This is a genomic window from Bacteroides oleiciplenus YIT 12058, assembly GCF_000315485.1.
Classification (GTDB): Bacteria; Bacteroidota; Bacteroidia; order Bacteroidales; family Bacteroidaceae; genus Bacteroides; species Bacteroides oleiciplenus.
Map to the genome: position 1 here is coordinate 920899 of NZ_JH992941.1, position 19827 is coordinate 940725.

Here is a 19827-nt window from a genome sequence, read left to right on the forward strand (position 1 = left end):
TATAAAATCAATGTTATGCATTTACGTTTATTCTTATTGATACTTGTTTTCAATTGTTTTCAATTTGTAAAAGGAAACGACTTCGTTTGGTACAGCGATAACCGTCCTGTTACCTATTGCGCCCCCGAATCCCTTGCTCCGGTGGTATCTGTTGCCATCGACATGTTCCGGGAAGATATTCAGCAGGTAACAGGACGATTGCCCCAGTCTGTATCTATAGATGATGCAACCATACGCATCATCCAGTTAGATAACACTGATATCCCAATAAAAGATTTGCAGAAACGAGGAGTGCCAGTTGATAAACTGGCCTCGAAACGGGATGCCTTTTATATAACCGTTTCCAAACGTCAGTTACTTGTAATTGGAGGAGATGCTCGTGGAACCGCATACGGCATCCTCGAACTCTCACGCCTGGCAGGTGTTTCTCCCTGGGTTTGGTGGGGAGATGTGACCCCCGAGAAGAAAACCAAGCTGATACTTCCGGCTAAATACCAAACTTTTCAAAGCCCATCTGTAGAATATCGTGGTATCTTTTTGAATGACGAGGACTGGAGTTTACAGCCTTGGAGTTGGAAAAATTTTGAACCATCTGATATTAAAGGCCGTATCGGTGCCCGGACTTATAAAGAAATCTTTAAATTATTGATGCGCCTTCGTGCTAATGCCATTTGGCCGGGTATGCATGGGATTACTACTCCTTTCTACTTTGTGCCGGGTGCCAAGGAGGCGGCTGATAGTTGTGGCATCTTAATTGGTACTTCGCATTGCGAACCAATGATGCGCAATAATGTAGGTGAATGGAAAGTCAACGAGCGAGGCGACTATAATTACATGACAAACCGTGAAGGAGTGCAATCGTATTGGATAGAACGGCTGAAAGAGGCAGGACCTTATGAAAATTTCTACACCATGGGCATGAGAGGTATCCACGATAGTGGAATGGAAGGGGTTAAGACCCTTCAGGAAAAGACCGATGTCCTGCAACAGGTTATTGACGACCAGCGCAAGCTACTGTCGAAATATGTAAATAAAGATGTGGAGAAGATTCCCCAAGCTTTTGTCCCCTATAAAGAAGTACTCCAAATAATGGAAAATGGCTTGCAACTGCCGGAGGACATCACATTGATATGGTGCGATGACAACTATGGCTATATGACCCGTCTGAGCGACGAGGAACAGCAAAAGCGTAGCGGAGGTGCCGGAGTGTATTATCATCTCAGCTATTGGGGCCGCCCACACGACTACATGTGGCTATGTACTACCCAGCCAGGGTTGATTTATAACGAAATGAAACAGGCATACGACTGTAATGCCCGCCGCCTATGGGTGGTCAATGTGCACGACCTGAAACCAGCGGCTTACGATTTGGAACTCTTTCTGGATATGGCATGGAATATCAACTCCGTATCTCCATCTACGCTTGTAGAGCATCAGAAGAACTGGCTTTGCCGCGAATTCGGAAAAGAAGCAGGAGAAAAACTATTACCCGCCATGTTAGAGTTTTATCGCCTGTGCGGCATCCGTAAACCGGAATTTATGGGTTGGAATCAAGTGGAACTAGACAAGAAGAAGTATACCAAAGGCTGGTCTCCGGTTAAAAATACAGACTTTAGCCTAACTGAATTCGGCGGTGAACTGGACCGTTATCTGGAATCTTATGAAGCCATTAAAGAAATCTTATCAGAAGTGGAACCAATGATTCCCCAGGAACGCAAAGATGCTTTCTTTGCCCAAATCAAGTATCCTGTGTTTGGTGCCGCAGCCATGAGCACGAAGATATTGGAAGCACAAAGAGCACGCTGCATCTCTCCGGGAAGCTGCGACACGACTTTATGGACCCGAGAGAGCCAATTAATGGCTGCCTGTGCCAAAAGCATCAAGGCTTATCAGGAAATACGCAACCTGACGGACTACTATAACAATGAACTGGCAGGTGGCAAATGGAAATACTCCATGTGCCACAATCCGCGAGATTTATATGTGTTCTATCCGCCTAAAGTCCCTGTATGGCTGACAGACAAAGAAATAGAGAAGTATGCTTCTTTAAAAAGAACAAAATCATTACCTTTGGCAGAAGCAGTTAAAGATAGTTGTATCGTTTCTAATGCTTGCGATTATGCAAGAGCGTCCGAAGGTGTCATGACAATTCAATCATTAGGGCACAGCATGAATGCAGTTTCCGTACCGAAGGGAAAATCAATTACTTTTGAATTTGATTGCTTATGGGATGGAGAAGCGACACTGCGCACCGCCGTCATCCCTACACAACCTAATGATAAAGGGGATATTCGTTTCAGTGTCAGCATAGATGGTGAAAAACCTCAGATATGCTCCTTTAAAGAAGGTTTCCGCACGGAGGGCTGGAAGCAGAATGTGCTTCGGGGACAGGCTATCCGTGCAACCCATCATCGATTGGCAAAAGGAAAGCACACCTTATCCATCACAGCTTTGGATGACCATGTATTGATAGATCAATGGATGATTGATTTCAAGCCAGATAGAATGTTTTATGTATTCCCTGTCCAACCAACATATTAATATAACATGAATTATATGAAAAGAATTATTGGATTATTCATTATTTTACTGTGTCTTTGTTCTGCAAAAGCTCAGCAGACAGAAGTGAGATATCTCTCCGGCACAGGACCGGATAATACTGTGAAGTGGGATTTCTGGTGTTCATCAGGTATGAATTCCCAAAAGTGGAGCAAGATAGAAGTTCCGTCTTGCTGGGAACAGCAAGGTTTTGGAGGCTATACCTACGGACGCTACTACATTTATAAGGAACGTGAAAATGAAAAGCAATATGATGCCTACAGAGAACATGATTTTTGCGATGAATACGGCATTTATCATCACCGTTTTGACGTTCCGGATAGTTGGAAAGGCAAACAGATAAGCATTGTATTCGAAGGTGTCATGACCGATGCCGAAGTGAAAATCAACGATGTTATCGTTGGTCCCACTCATCAGGGAGCATTCTATCGTTTCTCTTATGATATCACAGACAAACTGAAATTCGGGAAAAAGAATTCAATGGAAGTGACAGTGAGGAAGCAATCGGCGGATAAATCAGTAAATGCAGCGGAACGCCGTGCTGACTGGTGGCTCTTCGGAGGTATCTACCGCCCCGTATATCTGACGGCAAAACCTCGCACGCAAATAGATCATATAGCGGTGGATGCCCGTGCAGATGGCACGTTGCGTACAGATGTCTATCTGAAAAATATTTCCAAAGGACAACAAATGGAACTGTCGCTTATTTCCTGTGATTCACAGCTTCCCATAGGACGACAGGTATGTGGACTTTCGACGGAAGAGAGACAAACACTTACCACACATTGGAACAATATCAGGACATGGGACCCTGAACATCCCAACCTTTACCAGCTTACTATGCGTCTTCTTTCCACAACAGGAGATGTTGTACACGAGATAACGGAGCGCATTGGATTCCGCACCATTGAATTCCGTCCTGAAGATGGCATATATCTGAACGGTACACGTCTTTTAGTGAAGGGGACTAACCGCCATTGCTTTGATTCTGAGACGGGTAGAACAATCAGCCGGAAACTCAGCCTGAAGGATGCTTTGCTCATTAAGCAGATGAATATGAATGCCGTGCGTTCACATTATCCTCCTGATAGCCATTTCTTAGAAGTATGCGACTCCATAGGGCTTCTTTATCTCAATGAATTGTGTGGTTGGCAGAATAGCTATAGTACTGAAATAGCAGAAAAGTTGCTGCCCGAAATGATGTTTCGTGATATAAACCACCCGTGCATCTTTATTTGGGCAAATGGTAACGAAGGAGGATGGAATGCTGCCATTGACAATCGTTTTGCCGACTACGACCCGCAGAAACGCCACGTCATTCATCCGTGGGCAGATTTCAATGGCTTGGATACACGCCATTACCCCAACAGTACGGATAACATGTATCGGTTGGAACGCGGACATAAGGTTTTCATGATGACGGAGTTTCTACATGGCCTCTACGACCGTGGACAGGGGGCAGGCCTCAAAGGACTATGGTCAAAGTTTAAGGCGAATCCGCTCTTTGCCGGTGGCTTCCTTTGGGCGTATGTGGATGAAGCTATCCGCCGTACAGATACCGGACAAATGGACACTTACGGTCCTAATGCTCCCGATGGTATCGTGGGGGCAAATCGCGAAAAAGAAGGCAGCTTCTATACTGTTCGGGAGGTATGGTCGCCCATTCAAATAAATCCATTAAAAATAACTTCTTCCTTCAAAGGAGATTTTTACATAGCTAATGATTATTTATTCAGCAACTTAAACGAATGCCGAATGAAGTGGAAGGTAATGCGTTTACCTATTCCACAGGTGTCCGATAGCCCAATCTGCTTAGCGGAAGGCAGCGTACTGCTACCTGCAATTCAACCTGGTGAAAAGGGTACAGCCCACTTCGATCTGCCTGAGAAATTCTTCAATGGCGACGTTCTGGAATTAGAAGCCTACAATGCGATGGGTGACACGGTATGTAACTGGGCGTTCCCCATCAAGAATAATCGTAAGTACTTTGCAGAATACAGGCACTTACAACCAGCAACAACAACCGCCGCCAGATATCAGACAACCAGCAATAGAGTTACACTAATGGCGAATGGAGTTGCAGCAACATTCAACAAGGCAAATGGCAATTTGGTGGAAGTGAAAAATGGCAGCAAGATAATACCATTGTCTGATGGTCCTCTCCCGGTCGGGATGAAGATGCTTTTCAGCTCTGCTAACCTAAAAATGCAAGGTGACACGGCCATTTATACCGTAAAATATAAAGGTGCAGCCGACTCCATTGTCTGGAGAATGACGCCTGACGGATTGCTTGGAATGGATGCATTGGTGCTGAATTACAGGGCAGATAACAAGTTTGACGGTGCATACTTTGACCGTCCGGTTCATAATCTCGGTTTTTCATTCTCCTTTCCTGAAAAGAACGTCAGCGGGATGCGTTGGTTAGGTAAAGGCCCTTACCGGGTATGGAAGAACCGTATCGAAGGAACGAATTATGGCATTTGGCAAAAGGACTACAACAATACTGTGACGGGAGAATATTATCATTCGCTCGTTTATCCCGAATTCAAAGGATATCATGCCGGTCTCTATTGGGCGACACTCCAATCACAGACAACCCCAATGACAGTCTATTCGGAAACTGACGGTATTTTCTTTCGTGTCTTCACTCCGGAAGAGCAGCGCGACCGCGAAAGCCGTGGAATATCGGTAAAGGAATATCCTGCCGGAGACATCTCATTCTTATTTGAAATTCCTGCTGTCAATTCTCAAGGGACAGGAGGAGAAGCTTCTTATATTAAAATCAATAAGGGCGATGAGGGTTTCAGAATGAAACTCTGGTTTGATTTCCACTATCTATAAAGAAGCAAAACGGTGAGCATTCATCTCGCTTTTACATAAAGAATTCACAGACGGTGGCTATTTTTATATTATAGCCACCGCTGTGAAGAATTGTACAATTTTAATGTCTAAAGGAAAATTGCACATGAAAAAGAGGAAAGATGCTCCTTAAAAGAACAGATAAAAAGAATGTTTTCTTATACAATTTCTATCGTATAAGATTCTCCCAAATTAGTTAAGGCAATTACAAGAATATTACCGATAAAAGTGCCAGAATACACGATTTCACCGGATTCGGTATCTTTAACTACTAAATATTCGTCTTCGATAGGTGCCCCAAAGCAAATGTAGAGTTGATTGTCCTCAATATAGCCGGGAACTACGGGTAATATGGAACGAGTAGATGTTTCTCCTTTCAATAAATGAATATTGGCAGGCTTTCTGATTCTCTTCTCTTCTGTAGGAACAGACGAAGTTCCGTCAGCTATGACTGATGCATTTATAGATAGCATAGTCGACTGCAATAAGAACACACTTCCTAATAAAACCAATGATAATGCTTTCATGAATCTCACGCATTTTTATAAGATTAATAATAGGGCGAAGTTAGCCACATCAAAGCAAAGAAGAGAATAAAAGCGATAACATCTCTTTTTTATAAAAGCATATATTTCAGCATATTAAGGTATTAAGCCATAACAATTACAACCATATCTTACTGGATATCAGACTTTTGTTTCATCCTATGTCTTCTTTGAACAATTATCTGCTTATTTACATTGCCAAAGCAGAGAGCGATTGTAAAATCATCCCAGCCGCAAAGTGAAAGACATAAGAATATACAGTCGTCTTCAGTATATTTAGGATAAGTTTGGCGTAAATAAGCGATATAGTCCTTATAGATATTCATAATGCTCAGGCGAAGTTGCTTCTGTTCATCTTCCAACAAAATGCGCAGGTTCTGCTTTTTCGTGGTTTTCTCTTGACGGCTCAGTTGCTCCACTTTTCGATAAATAGGAGTTTTCTTAAAGATGATATTACATAATTCGGCCTTTTCATCGGCCAATCTTCTTATTTCACTCTCCCTTTGAGATATTCTTTCTTTATCTTGTTCTTGTTCCATACGCAATGAAGCTATATGATATTGAGATTCTGCAATATCAGCCTTTAGTGAAGCCACATCTCGTTCATGCTCCAATTGCATAATCTTTTTGCGGCGTTTCACCCGTTGAACATACCAAACAGCAAAAACAATCACAAACAAACTAAGAATAATGAAAGAAAGTCGCTGTTTTTCCATCTTCATTTTATCTTTATAGACTTTCATTTCTGCTTCGTGTTCATAAGCTTTTTGTTCCGTTTCAGAACTTCGCTTATGAAAATAAATAGAATCCATTACGCCTGAATAAGCCTCCGAATATTTCAATGCCTGCTGAGGCTCTCCTCCTACATCCATTACATCTTTCAGACCATACAAAGCCAAAGCCTTTGTTTCCATCAACGTATCACATAAAGCTTGTCTAAAATAATATTCTGCTGAATCAAGATGCTCTTGATTTAAGAATGCATATCCTACCACAATAGCAGCTTTTGAAGCCAATCTTTTACTAAAAGCTAAAGACCGTTTTCCGTAAAAGAGTATAGAGTCCATATCCTCATAAGAACAACTCAAGTTATGATAGATCATTGCAGCAATCGCAGAGTCATTCTTCTCCAAAGCAAACCCCAATCCCCGTTTCATATGTTCAAGAGCAAGCCGGGTATCACCCTGCAACAAATAATTCCATCCTATACCATTAGCAACAGAAGCCAATCCTTCCTTACAGTCACATCGCATAAAACAATCCTCAGCCTGGCGAAATGCTTCGGTTGATTTTTCCGTTAGCACCTGATTAGAATAAAGATTACCCAAATCCTCATAAAGCATTCCTTTTATCCGCAGTTCTTTCTTATCCGCCTCTCCGAGTTCTTTCAATGCTGCAAAGTAGTTTTCCATAGCCTCCGTATACATATTCATCTGAGACTGCAAACGCCCCTTATACATCAAAGCTTTCGCACGGTTCAGACCACTATCATAGTAATGAATAGCCTCATTCAACAAAGAATCGCATGCTAAGAGAGAAAGATATTTTTTATCCGTTGCTTCAGCTAAAAGCAATCCGTAATACATCTGTTCGGATTTAGAAAGGGGATCGGGAGAAATGGATTGCAGAATCTGATAACTACTGTCAGGAGAAGAAGATATTAAAGTCTCGGCACGAAGCAACTGTTTGTTTTCTACTTTATTCTTATTGCAGGAAACAAGAATCAGAAAGAGACAAAGGGCAGATAGTAAGCTATTCAATCGGGTTAACATAAAATGATTCGATTATTAAACGGCAAAGAAAACAAAAAGAAGGAGATATAGCAACATATATGTTAGAAAAATCCAGAGTAATCCGCAGCAGCATTACATAGTCCCACTGTATGTATTCTCTATAGCCCACCTTACCTTAAACAATGATAAGAAAGAGAAAAGCTAGAGGAGTAGCTGTTTTTTTCGTAACTTTGCACAGTTTTAAATACATTGAATGAATGGAGTTTAAATACGACGTTATCGTGATTGGCGCCGGACATGCCGGCTGTGAAGCTGCCGCAGCCGCAGCAAATCTGGGTTCAAAAACCTGTCTTATCACCATGGACATGAATAAGATAGGACAGATGAGTTGCAATCCTGCCGTAGGTGGTATTGCCAAAGGACAAATTGTACGAGAGATAGACGCTTTAGGCGGATACATGGGGCTGGTGACTGACCAGACCGCCATCCAGTTTCGCATATTGAACCGTTCCAAAGGCCCTGCCATGTGGAGCCCGCGCGCGCAATGCGACCGTAATAAATTCATCTGGGCATGGCGCGAAATCCTGGAGAACATCCCAAACCTGCATATCTGGCAAGATACTGTACGCGAAATCCTTATTGAGGATGGAGAGATTGTAGGTTTGACTACCTTACTGGATGTCACCTTCCGTGCCAAGTGTATAGTATTAACTGCTGGGACTTTCCTGAACGGATTAATGCACGTCGGGCGTACCCAACTTGCCGGCGGACGCATGGCAGAACCTGCATCTTACAAATTAACCGAATCCATCGCAAGACATGGCATTGAGTATGGGCGCATGAAAACCGGTACCCCTGTCCGTATTGACGGGCGAAGCGTACACTATGAATACATGGAGACACAGGACGGCGAATCAGACTTCCACAAGTTTTCATTCATGGATACCAGCGTCCGTCACCTGAAACAACTTCCATGCTGGACTTGCTTCACAAACGAAGAAGTGCATCGCGTGTTGCGCAAAGGCTTACCAGACTCTCCCCTTTTCAACGGACAAATTCAAAGCATCGGTCCCCGCTATTGCCCCAGCATCGAAACTAAAATAGTAACATTCCCCGATAAGGGACAACATCAGCTTTTCCTTGAACCGGAAGGGGAAACTACTCAGGAACTATATTTAAATGGTTTCTCTTCATCGCTCCCGATGAATATACAAATCGAGGCATTGAAGAAAGTACCAGCATTCAAGGATTTGGTAATTTATCGCCCGGGCTATGCCATCGAATATGATTTCTTCGACCCTACGCAACTGAAACATACGTTGGAATCGAAGAAAATCAAAAATCTATTCTTTGCCGGACAAGTAAACGGAACCACCGGATATGAAGAAGCTGCCGGACAAGGAATCATTGCCGGTATCAATGCACATATTAATTGCCATGGCGGCGAGCCATTTACTCTGGCACGCGACGAAGCATATATCGGCGTATTAATCGACGACCTGGTGACAAAAGGAGTGGATGAACCTTATCGTATGTTCACTTCACGTGCGGAGTACCGCATTTTATTACGCATGGATGACGCCGACATGCGCCTTACTGAAAAGGCCTGGAAGCTCGGACTTGTCAAGAGCGAGCGTTATGAATTGCTAAAACGAAAGCGTGAAGCTATCAATAGTATCGTAGAGTTCACCCGTAATTACTCGATGAAACCGGCATTAATCAATCCGGCATTAGAGAAGCTCGGTACCACTCCCCTACGACAAGGATGCAAATTAATAGATTTAATAAACCGTCCGCAAGTTACCATTGAGAACATGGCGGAACATGTTGATGCCTTCCGTCGGGAACTGGATAAGATTACCGAAAGGAAAGAGGAAATCATTGAAGCTGCCGAAATACTTATCAAGTATGAAGGGTACATCGGACGCGAGCGAATCATCGCCGATAAGTTAGCTCGACTGGAAAGCATCAAGATAAAGGGTAAGTTCGATTATAATTCCATTCAATCCCTTTCCACCGAAGCCAGACAGAAATTAGAAAAGATAGATCCGGAAACGATAGCTCAGGCGAGCCGAATACCGGGAGTATCTCCAAGTGATATAAACGTCCTGCTGGTACTTTCGGGCAGATAACGTGGAACGTTCCACGTGAAACAAAAGGATTCAATAAACGCATTAAAAATACTGATTATGAGCAAAGAAACTCTTGCAAAAAGCATTCGGGAAATACCCGACTTCCCTATTCCGGGAATTCTGTTCTACGACGTAACTACATTGTTCAAAGACCCGGCCAGGCTAGAGGAACTTTCGGACACAATGTATGAGATGTATAAAAACAAGGGCATCACCAAAGTAGTAGGCATTGAGTCAAGAGGGTTCATCATGGGACCTATCCTCGCTACTCGATTGAATGCCGGCTTCATTCCTATCCGCAAACCCGGTAAACTTCCTGCGGAAACAATAGAAGAAAGCTACGATAAGGAATACGGCAAGGATACCATTCAAATACATAAAGATGCATTGAATGAGAATGACGTTGTTCTGCTTCACGACGATTTGCTTGCAACAGGTGGAACAATGGAAGCTGCTTGCAAGTTAGTACAGAAGATGAATCCGAAGAAGATTTATGTGAACTTCATCATTGAACTGAAGAATTTGCATGGAAAGGACTTGTTCAATAAAGACGTAGAAGTGCAGTCGGTGCTTTCTTTATAACAGATCTCATTACCTAAACAGATTACAAGAGCCTCATGGAGAATAACCCGGAACTAAAAACCAGCGAATATCTGAAAGGGATTGTATTGAACCTTCCCGAAAGCCCCGGTATTTATCAATATCTGAATACCGAAGGAGTCATCATATACGTAGGCAAAGCTAAAAACTTAAAGCGAAGGGTTTCCTCCTATTTCAATAAAGACCATGAGCCGGGAAAGACAAGGGTGCTTGTCAGCAAGATTGCTGATATACGCTACATCGTCGTTAATTCAGAGGAAGATGCATTGTTGCTGGAAAACAATCTCATCAAGAAGTATAAGCCGCGGTACAATGTTCTTCTGAAAGACGACAAGACTTACCCGTCTATCTGCGTACAAAATGAGTACTTCCCCCGGATATTCAAAACGCGCAAAATCATACGCAATGGCTCTTCATACTATGGTCCTTATAGCCATGCGCCTTCCATGAATGCATTGCTCGACCTTATCAAACATTTATATCCGCTGCGCACCTGCAACCTCAACCTTTCACCCGAGAATATCAATGCAGGCAAGTTCAACGTCTGCCTGGAATATCACATTAAGAACTGCGCAGGCCCTTGCATTGGTAAGCAATCACTGGATGATTACATGAAAAACATCGGTGAAATCAAGGAAATTCTCAAAGGGAACACACAGGAAATAGAACGGATGCTCTATCAGCAGATGCAGGAGCTGGCTGCTGATATGAAGTTTGAAGAGGCACAGAGAATCAAGGAGAAGTATATGTTGATTGAGAACTACCGCGCCAAATCGGAAGTAGTAAGCAACGTGTTGCATAATATCGACGTATTTAGCATAGAGGAGGACAGCGACGGGAAATCAGCCTTTATCAACTACCTGCATATCACGAATGGAGCCATCAACCAAGCTTTTACGTTTGAATACAAAAAGCGGTTGAACGAAACCAAGGAGGAACTCCTTCCACTGGGTATCATTGAAATGCGGGAACGATACAAGAGCCTTTCACGCGAAATCATCGTGCCTTTCGAGGTGGATATGGAGTTGAAAGATGTAGTCTTCACCATTCCTCAACGGGGAGACAAGAAAAAGCTGCTAGACCTTTCCATTCTGAATGTGAAGCAATACAAGGCCGACCGCCTGAAACAGGCTGAAAAGCTGAATCCGGAACAACGCAACGTACGGTTGATGAAAGAAATACAGGACGAACTGCATCTGGAGCACCTGCCTATACAAATAGAATGCTTCGATAACTCTAATATTCAGGGTTCCGACCCTGTGGCTGCCTGTGTGGTATTTAAGAAAGCAAAACCTTCCAAACAGGACTATCGGAAGTATAATATAAAGACCGTAGTAGGCGCGGACGACTATGCTTCCATGAAAGAAGTCGTCAAACGCCGTTATCAGCGCGCTGTTGAAGAGAAGCTACCCCTACCCGACCTCCTTATTACCGACGGTGGAAAGGGACAAATGAGCGCCGTAAAAGAAGTCCTGGACGAACTGAATCTGAACATTCCCATTGCCGGGCTTGCCAAAGACGGCAAGCACCGCACATCGGAGTTGCTTTACGGCTTCCCACCGCAAACCATCGGATTAAAACAGAACACTCCCCTGTTCCGCCTTTTGACGCAGATACAGGACGAAGTTCACCGCTTTGCCATTACTTTCCATCGCGATAAACGCAGTAAACGGCAGATTGCCTCGGAACTTGATGAAATAAAAGGTATTGGCGAGAAGACGAAATCCGCCCTACTCAAGGAGTTTAAGAGCGTGAAACGCATCAAGGAGGCATCACTGGAAGCCATTGCAGCAGTGGCAGGAGAAGCGAAAGCGAGAGTAATAAAAGAGCACTTCGGAACAGAAAAGCTCTCGTAGCCCGCAGACTATACCCAGTCATTTCATACATAAACGACAGCGCAATCATTGGCATTAGTTTGCCAATGCCTTGCCACAGCTTTGGCAAAGTCTTGCCACTGCGATGGCAAAAGTTTGCCAAGCCTATGGCAAAACTTTGCCACCACGGTGGCAAAAACAAAAGACTTCCAGCCACAGGAACGGCTCTGCAAAGGGTTCAAATTCATACAGGTATGAACAAATCTTCATCAGTAAACGTAGTAGTGAATAATCATACGCTCAAATTACAGACAATCACGAATTTATTCGTAACTTTGCAGCCCGGAAAAGATTAAAAGATTAGGATAAAAGAACATGAGAATAGTCATACAACGTACCGGACACGCATCCGTTACAATCGATGGAACTTGCAAATCGGCTATAGGGAAAGGACTTCTGATATTGGTAGGCATTGAGGAAACAGACGGTCAGGAAGACATTGACTGGCTCTGCAAAAAGATTGTCAACCTGCGCGTCTTCGATGACGAGAACGGAGTGATGAACAAATCCATCCTCGATATTGACGGTGAAATACTGGTAATCAGCCAGTTCACGCTACACGCCTCCACCAAGAAAGGCAACCGCCCCTCGTACATCCGGGCAGCTAAACCCGAAATATCCATCCCGCTGTATGAACAGTTTTGTCGGGAATTGAGTTCTTCATTAGGTAAAGAAATAGGTACCGGCGAATTTGGCGCCGATATGAAGGTAGAATTATTGAACGATGGCCCTGTGACCATCTGTATGGATACAAAAAATAAGGAATGATGACATTAGAAGAAGCTCAGCAACAAGTAGATTGCTGGATTAAGAAGTACGGAGTGCGCTACTTCAGCGAACTCACCAATATGGCCGTTCTTACCGAGGAGGTAGGCGAACTGGCAAGAGTTATGTCTCGCAAATACGGCGACCAGTCCTTCAAGGAAGGAGAAAAAGACAATATCGATGACGAAATAGCGGATGTCCTCTGGGTACTCCTCTGCATTGCCAATCAGACAGGCGTAAACGTCACTGAAGCATTTGCCCGCAATCTGGAGAAGAAAACCAAACGGGACAACACCCGACATATCAATAATCCTAAATTGCATGACCATGGAGAAGAATGAACCCACTCAGAACAAGTATGATGCCGCATTGGCGAAGTACAACACACAACTGGACGATGCGGAAGTTGCTGCAAAAGTAGCCAAACTCATCGCGGAGAAAGTGCCCGGAAACCATACGGAAGCAGTAAAGAAGCTCTTGTTCCACTGCATCGACCTGACCACACTGAACACCACCGACAGCGATGAAAGCGTGATGAAATTCACAGAAAAGGTGAATCAGTTTGACGATGAATTCCCCGATTTGGAGAACGTGGCAGCCATCTGTGTCTATCCTAATTTCGCAGAAATCGTAAAGAGTACGCTCGAAGTGGAAGATGTAAAGATAGCCTGTGTTTCGGCCGGGTTCCCTTCTTCACAGACCTTCACGGAAGTAAAAGTTGCTGAAACTGCTATGGCACTGATGGAAGGTGCAGATGAGATAGATATTGTTATCTCTGTAGGCAAATTCCTGAGCGGAGATTACGAAAGCATGTGTGAAGAGATACAGGAACTGAAAGATGTCTGCAAAGAACACCACATGAAGGTTATTCTGGAGACAGGTGCCCTGAAGACGGCTTCCAACATCATGAAAGCCTCTATCCTATCCATGTATTCGGGTGCAGACTTCATCAAGACCTCTACCGGGAAACAGCAACCTGCCGCAACACCGGAAGCTGCTTATGTAATGTGCCGGGCTATCAAGGAATATTACGATAAAACCGGCAATAAAGTGGGATTCAAGCCTGCCGGAGGTATCAATACCGTGAACGACGCGGTTATTTACTACACCATCGTCAAAGAAGTGCTTGGTGAAGAATGGCTTAACAATCAATGGTTCCGTCTGGGTACCAGCAGATTAGCCAATCTTTTACTTTCTGAGATTAAAGGGGAGGAAATGAAGTTCTTCTAAATTTAGAACTAAAACTATACACAAAAAGCCTGATAGAAAACATACATTGTTCTATCAGGCTTTTTGTATATTCTTCCCATTCATCATAATTCTTTTGGGAAAAGAGAGAAACACAATACATAATCACTTTTCGCGATCAATCACATAATCCAAATAGGCAGTAAGCCCGATTTTTACATCTGAATCAGGTAAAGACGCTAACAGTAAAAGTGCTTTTTTCTTATAGGCAAGCATGGCTTGCGTAGCATATTCAATACCGCCTTGCTGTTTGGCAAACTCGATTAATCGGGCTATTTCATCAGACGTAGCAGTACCCTCTTTCACTTTCATGGCTATTTCTTCCGCAGCTTTATCTTTAGTTGTATTCAAGGCATAAAGCACAGGAAGCGTCAACTTGCCTTCAAGCATATCGTTACCCGTAGGCTTACCTATCTCCTTACTATCATAATAGTCGAAAATATCATCTTTAATCTGAAAACAAAGACCGATATATTCACCAAACAAACGCGCAAATTCAGCCTGTTCATCGGTCACTCCCACCGAAAGAGCACCCGCTTTGGTGCAAGCAGCAAAGAGCACAGCCGTCTTTTTACGTATTACGTCGAAATAGATTTCTTCGGAGAACTGGAGATTGCTTACATTGGAGAGTTGTAGAAGTTCCCCTTCCGACAAGTTCTGTCCGAGACGGGAAACAACATCAATAATAGCATAATTATGTGTCTTCCCCACCTGAACAAGCGAGGTTGCCAACAGATAATCGCCTACCAGCACTGCTACCTTATTATTATAAATAGCATTCACCGATAGCTGCCCACGACGTTCAGTGCTTTCATCCACCACATCGTCATGAACCAGACTGGCCGTATGTAATAATTCAAGAGAAACAGCTGCATGAAGAGTCTCCGGGCAAACCGTACCATACAGTTTTGCCATCAGCAAGAGCAGCATCGGACGCATCATCTTCCCGTTCTTTTGCCGAATGTGTGAGATTACTTCATTCAGTAAAAAGTTGGAACTGGTAAGTGAAGTGTCGAACAGCTTCTTAAAGTCATCCAGCTCTGCCGCTATCGGGGATTTTATAAGTGATGAGTTGTCCATGCATCGCTATTTTCCCACAAAAATAGTAATAAAACAGTTAATACGGTATTTTTTTGTACTTTTACCATGAAAAAAAGGATAAATATATGAATTCTGACGATAAACTGTTTCTTCTCGATGCCTATGCATTGATATATCGCGCCTATTACGCGTTCATCAAGAACCCGCGGATTAATTCCAAAGGGTTCAATACTTCTGCCGTTCTTGGCTTTGTAAATACACTTGAGGAGGTGCTCAAAAAAGAGAACCCAAGCCATATCGGCGTCGCTTTCGATCCTGCCGGACCCACCTTCCGCCATGAAGCATACGAACAATATAAGGCACAACGGGAAGAAACCCCGGAGGCCATCCGCCTCTCTGTACCTATTATAAAGGATATTATCCGCGCATACCGCATCCCCATCCTGGAAGTGCCGGGCTATGAAGCCGACGATGTGATCGGCACGCTTGCCACCGAGGCAGGGAAACAAGGCATCACCACCTACATGATGACGCCTGATAAAGACTACGGTCAGTTGGTATCCGAAAACGTATTCATGTACCGCCCCAAGCACACGGGTGGTTTTGAAGTCATGGGCATAGAGCAGGTGAAAGCCAAGTTTGATATCCAGTCCACCCAGCAAGTCATCGACATGCTCGGATTGATGGGCGACGCTTCCGATAACATTCCCGGTTGCCCGGGCGTCGGAGAAAAAACCGCACAGAAGTTAATCAGCGAATTCGGCAGTATCGAAAATCTGCTGGAGCATACCGACCAACTGAAAGGCGCCTTGAAGACCAAAGTGGAAAACAACCGCGAAATGATTACCTTCTCCAAATTCCTCGCAACTATCAAAATTGATGTTCCCATCAAACTTGATATGAAAGCACTCGTTCGCGAAGAACCCAATGAGGAAGAACTCCGGAAAATTTTCGAAGAGATGGAATTTCGTACGCTCATTGACCGCGTACTCAAAAAAAGTAGTTCCCCCTCCCCTTCTTCCGAAACTCCCAACCTTTTCTCAGCAGGTCCGCTTTTTACCCAAAATAACGGTCCTGTTCAAGGCAATTTGTTTGAAGAATTTGCGCCCAACGGGGCAGAAGAGCCGAAAAATTCAAATCTCGCGCGCTTAGAAACGCTTAACCCAGACTATCAACTCATTGATACAGAAGAGAAAAGAACGAAAATTCTTAAAAAGTTACTTACAACGAAAATTCTCTCAATAGATACAGAAACCACTTCGGCTGAACCAATGGAGGCAGAATTGGTAGGAATGAGTTTCAGTGACACCGAAAATCAGGCTTACTATGTTCCGGTTCCGCCCGAACGGGAAGAAGCGTTAAAAATAGTAAATGAACTCCGTCCGCTCTACGAAAATGAAAATTCGGTGAAGGTTGGACAAAATATCAAGTACGATATTCTTGTTCTCCAAAATTACGGAGTGGAAGTCAAAGGCGAACTTTTCGACACGATGCTCGCACACTACGTGCTGCAACCCGAGCTTCGTCATAACATGGATTATCTGGCGGAGATTTATCTGCATTATCAAACCATCCACATCGACGAGCTTATCGGCCCGAAAGGAAAGAACCAGAAAAACATGCGCGACCTTCCACCGGAAGAAGTTTATAAATATGCCTGCGAAGATGCGGACGTAACCCTGAAGTTGAAGAACGTACTTGAGAAGGAACTGAAAGAGCAAGGCGTGGAACACCTCTTCCACGAAATAGAAATGCCACTGGTGCGCGTGCTTGCCAATTTGGAAAGCAACGGGGTACGCATAGACACTGAGGCACTAAAACAAACGTCCGAACACTTCACCGCCCGTCTGCAAGAGATTGAGAAAGAAATCTATGAGTTGGCAGGAGAGACATTCAATATCGCTTCGCCCAAGCAAGTGGGCGAAGTCCTGTTCGATAAACTGAAAATCATTGATAAAGCAAAAAAGACCAAGACCGGGCAATACGTCACCTCCGAAGAAGTACTGGAAAGCCTGCGCAACAAGCATGACATCATCGGGAAAATCCTGGAATACCGTGGACTAAAGAAGCTGTTGGGAACATATGTAGACGCTCTTCCCCTACTGATCAATCCACGTACAGGACGCATCCATACTTCCTTCAACCAAGCAGTCACGGCTACCGGACGACTCAGTTCCAGCAATCCGAACTTACAGAACATCCCCATCCGCGACGAAGACGGCAAGGAAATCCGTAAGGCTTTCATCCCGGACGATGGCTGCGAGTTCTTCTCTGCCGACTACTCACAGATAGAACTGCGCATTATGGCGCATCTGAGCGAAGACAAGAACATGATAGATGCTTTCCTTAGCGGATATGATATCCATGCCGCCACCGCCGCCAAAATATATAAGATAGATATCAAAGACGTCACCGCCGATATGCGCCGCAAAGCCAAGACAGCCAACTTCGGCATTATCTACGGCATCTCCATCTTCGGACTGGCAGAGCGTATGAATGTGGACCGTAAAGAAGCCAAAGAACTGATTGACGGATACTTTGAAACCTATCCGCAAGTACGCGAATATATGGACAAGAGCATACAGGTGGCCCGCGAACAAGGCTACGTGGAAACCATCTTCCACCGCAAGCGTTTCTTACCCGACATCAACTCAAGAAATGCAACGGTGCGTGGGTATGCAGAACGCAATGCCATCAATGCTCCCATTCAAGGAAGTGCCGCCGATATCATCAAAGTTGCCATGGCACGCATCTATAAACGCTTCCAAGCTTACAATCTGAAAGCAAAGATGATTTTGCAGGTTCATGACGAACTAAATTTCAGTGTTCCAGAGGCTGAAAAAGAGTTCGTGCAACAAATTGTAATCGAAGAGATGGAACGCGCATATCGCATGCACGTACCGTTGAGAGCCGATTGCGGGTGGGGGAAGAACTGGTTACAGGCTCATTAAATCGCCTTATAACTTTATTTAACTTACAATCAGAAAGCAAGCGAAGCATTCTATTCAAAATACAGTTTGCTCACCAGAATATCCGGCAACATCACTGCCGGGTATTTTTTTGTCATCAATATTGGCAAAAAGAAAGAGTAACAAAGCACGCATCTCTGACATTTTGACTATATTTAGTCTATTATTTACATTTATGTCAATTTAATCCGTACCTTTGCGGCGAAATCAATGACATATTGATAGAATATAGTAAGAGATAACTTAAAAACATATGGAACCATGAAAACAAAAGTATTTTTAAAAACAGTTGCTTTGTCAGCAGTAATTCTGTTTGGTAGCATTGCAGCTTCTGCAGCTAACAAAAACAACCTTATTTACAATTCGGAAGAAAGAGACGGAGTGATGGTAGGACAGACCGTTTACAAGATGGACGGTGGTGCTTTAGCAAACTATATGAAGTACAGCTACAAGTACGACGACCAGAAACGCATGACGGAAAGTGAAACTATGAAGTGGAACAGCACAAAGAACGCTTGGGAAAACGATCTCCGCGTTTGTTACGCTTACCAAGGAAAGAGCCTCACTACTACTTACTACAAGTGGAACAGCAAACAAAAAGCATATGTCCTTGTTCCTGATATGACAGTTACAATGGACAACCCCAATCTGTAAAAAACGACAGATACTCTCTTAAAATTCTAACAAATCGAACAAACCGAAACCTTTATAAGTTTTGTACACTAAGTGGAAGCCGGAATACGTGATGTATCCCGGCTTTTTTCATAACTTTGCCCACCAAAACAATACTAATTCTATGATACCCGCCACCCTCACCCACTACATTGAAACGGAGATTATCCCGCGTTACGAGCATTTTGATAAAGCTCATAATCTTTCGCATGTGCAGACAGTGATTGAAGAAAGCCTTTCACTTGCCGCGAAATATGACGTAAATGAAAACATGGCATACACCATCGCTGCATACCACGATACAGGGCTTTGCCGGGACAGAGCGACACACCATCTCCTTTCGGGTGAGATTCTGAAACAAGACAAAACGCTCCGCCAATGGTTCAGCGAGGAAGAGATAGAAACCATGAAGGAGGCAGTGGAAGACCATCGCGCATCTACCGACCACGAACCACGAAGCATTTATGGCAAAATAGTGGCAGAAGCAGACCGCGTAATTGACCCCGTCATCACCCTGCGCCGCACCGTGCAATACGGGTTAAAGCAAAAACCGGAAGCGGAAGAAGAGTGGCACTACCAGCGTTTCCACCAGCATCTGATGGAGAAATACGCACCAGGAGGATACCTGAAGCTCTGGTTCCCGGAGTCAAAGAATGCAGAACGGCTGAAAGAACTGCAAAAGATTATCGCAGATGAAGCGCAGTTGAAGAATATCTTTCAACAGTTGTTTGCCGAGGAAAAGCAATAAAATCTCACCTTACTCTATCTTTCCTCTTCCGATTAAGATAATATTAATCCATTCTTTAATGGAGCACGCTAACTTTGTGCCC

Annotated in this window: 15 protein-coding genes; 11 read left to right on the plus strand and 4 right to left on the minus strand. The window is 43.9% G+C overall.

Going from position 1 to position 19827, the window contains the following annotated elements:
• The first annotated feature begins 15 nt into the window (after positions 1-15).
• On the plus strand, positions 16-2541 hold the full coding sequence (locus HMPREF9447_RS11375; RefSeq protein WP_167549120.1) for a glycosyl hydrolase 115 family protein: 2526 nt from the start codon (positions 16-18) through the stop codon (positions 2539-2541).
• Positions 2542-2556: 15 nt separating this feature from the next.
• On the plus strand, positions 2557-5400 hold the full coding sequence (locus HMPREF9447_RS11380) for a glycoside hydrolase family 2 (protein ID WP_009129884.1): 2844 nt from the start codon (positions 2557-2559) through the stop codon (positions 5398-5400).
• Between the two features lie 176 nt (positions 5401-5576).
• Here the strand turns inward: HMPREF9447_RS11380 and HMPREF9447_RS11385 are convergent, their stop codons facing one another.
• Both HMPREF9447_RS11385 and HMPREF9447_RS27805 read right to left on the minus strand, forming a co-directional pair.
• Positions 5577-5945, minus strand: coding sequence for a DUF3244 domain-containing protein (locus HMPREF9447_RS11385; RefSeq protein WP_009129885.1), 369 nt, complete (start codon positions 5943-5945; stop codon positions 5577-5579).
• Positions 5946-6094: 149 nt separating this feature from the next.
• On the minus strand, positions 6095-7735 hold the full coding sequence (locus HMPREF9447_RS27805) for a hypothetical protein (RefSeq protein ID WP_009129886.1): 1641 nt from the start codon (positions 7733-7735) through the stop codon (positions 6095-6097).
• A gap of 218 nt (positions 7736-7953) precedes the next feature.
• On the opposite strand from HMPREF9447_RS27805, the gene mnmG reads away from it, so the two are divergent.
• The 3 genes from mnmG to uvrC are packed head-to-tail and all read left to right on the plus strand — an operon-like array spanning position 7954 to position 12284.
• Entirely contained in the window at positions 7954-9828 is a 1875-nt protein-coding gene (gene mnmG, locus HMPREF9447_RS11395) for a tRNA uridine-5-carboxymethylaminomethyl(34) synthesis enzyme MnmG (RefSeq protein WP_009129887.1), read from the plus strand.
• Positions 9829-9885: 57 nt separating this feature from the next.
• Positions 9886-10410 carry an adenine phosphoribosyltransferase gene (locus HMPREF9447_RS11400; protein ID WP_009129888.1) on the plus strand — a complete coding sequence of 175 codons (525 nt, stop codon included), beginning with the start codon at positions 9886-9888 and terminating at the stop codon, positions 10408-10410.
• A gap of 35 nt (positions 10411-10445) precedes the next feature.
• The gene (gene uvrC, locus HMPREF9447_RS11405) at positions 10446-12284 is read left to right on the plus strand and encodes an excinuclease ABC subunit UvrC (protein WP_009129889.1); all 1839 of its coding nucleotides are present in this window, start codon (positions 10446-10448) and stop codon (positions 12282-12284) included.
• A gap of 23 nt (positions 12285-12307) precedes the next feature.
• On the opposite strand, the gene HMPREF9447_RS28445 is transcribed toward uvrC, so the two are convergent.
• Positions 12308-12490: a hypothetical protein gene (locus tag HMPREF9447_RS28445; protein ID WP_157225276.1), complete on the minus strand. Its 183-nt coding sequence runs from the start codon at positions 12488-12490 to the stop codon at positions 12308-12310.
• Between the two features lie 127 nt (positions 12491-12617).
• Between HMPREF9447_RS28445 and dtd the strand changes: the two genes are divergently transcribed.
• The 3 genes from dtd to deoC are packed head-to-tail and all read left to right on the plus strand — an operon-like array spanning position 12618 to position 14297.
• Positions 12618-13070 (plus strand): D-aminoacyl-tRNA deacylase, encoded by a 453-nt coding sequence (gene dtd / locus HMPREF9447_RS11415; RefSeq protein WP_009129890.1) that lies wholly within the window; start codon positions 12618-12620, stop codon positions 13068-13070.
• Positions 13070-13408: a nucleotide pyrophosphohydrolase gene (locus HMPREF9447_RS11420; RefSeq protein WP_009129891.1), complete on the plus strand. Its 339-nt coding sequence runs from the start codon at positions 13070-13072 to the stop codon at positions 13406-13408. Before dtd ends, HMPREF9447_RS11420 begins: the two co-directional genes overlap by 1 nt.
• The gene (gene deoC, locus HMPREF9447_RS11425; protein WP_009129892.1) at positions 13395-14297 is read left to right on the plus strand and encodes a deoxyribose-phosphate aldolase; all 903 of its coding nucleotides are present in this window, start codon (positions 13395-13397) and stop codon (positions 14295-14297) included. Before HMPREF9447_RS11420 ends, deoC begins: the two co-directional genes overlap by 14 nt.
• 123 nt (positions 14298-14420) lie before the next feature.
• Here deoC and HMPREF9447_RS11430 read toward each other — a convergent pair whose 3' ends face one another.
• Positions 14421-15395 (minus strand): polyprenyl synthetase family protein, encoded by a 975-nt coding sequence (locus tag HMPREF9447_RS11430; protein WP_009129893.1) that lies wholly within the window; start codon positions 15393-15395, stop codon positions 14421-14423.
• An 86-nt stretch (positions 15396-15481) separates the two neighbouring features.
• Here HMPREF9447_RS11430 and polA point away from each other — a divergent pair, with 86 nt between their 5' ends.
• The 3 genes from polA (at position 15482) to HMPREF9447_RS11445 (ending at position 19745) form a co-directional block, all read left to right on the plus strand.
• Positions 15482-18307 (plus strand): DNA polymerase I, encoded by a 2826-nt coding sequence (gene polA / locus HMPREF9447_RS11435; RefSeq protein WP_044138031.1) that lies wholly within the window; start codon positions 15482-15484, stop codon positions 18305-18307.
• 279 nt (positions 18308-18586) lie between these two features.
• Positions 18587-18979 carry a DUF3836 domain-containing protein gene (locus tag HMPREF9447_RS11440; RefSeq protein ID WP_009129896.1) on the plus strand — a complete coding sequence of 131 codons (393 nt, stop codon included), beginning with the start codon at positions 18587-18589 and terminating at the stop codon, positions 18977-18979.
• Between the two features lie 142 nt (positions 18980-19121).
• Positions 19122-19745 carry an HD domain-containing protein gene (locus HMPREF9447_RS11445; protein WP_044138147.1) on the plus strand — a complete coding sequence of 208 codons (624 nt, stop codon included), beginning with the start codon at positions 19122-19124 and terminating at the stop codon, positions 19743-19745.
• The last annotated feature ends 82 nt before the right edge of the window (positions 19746-19827 follow it).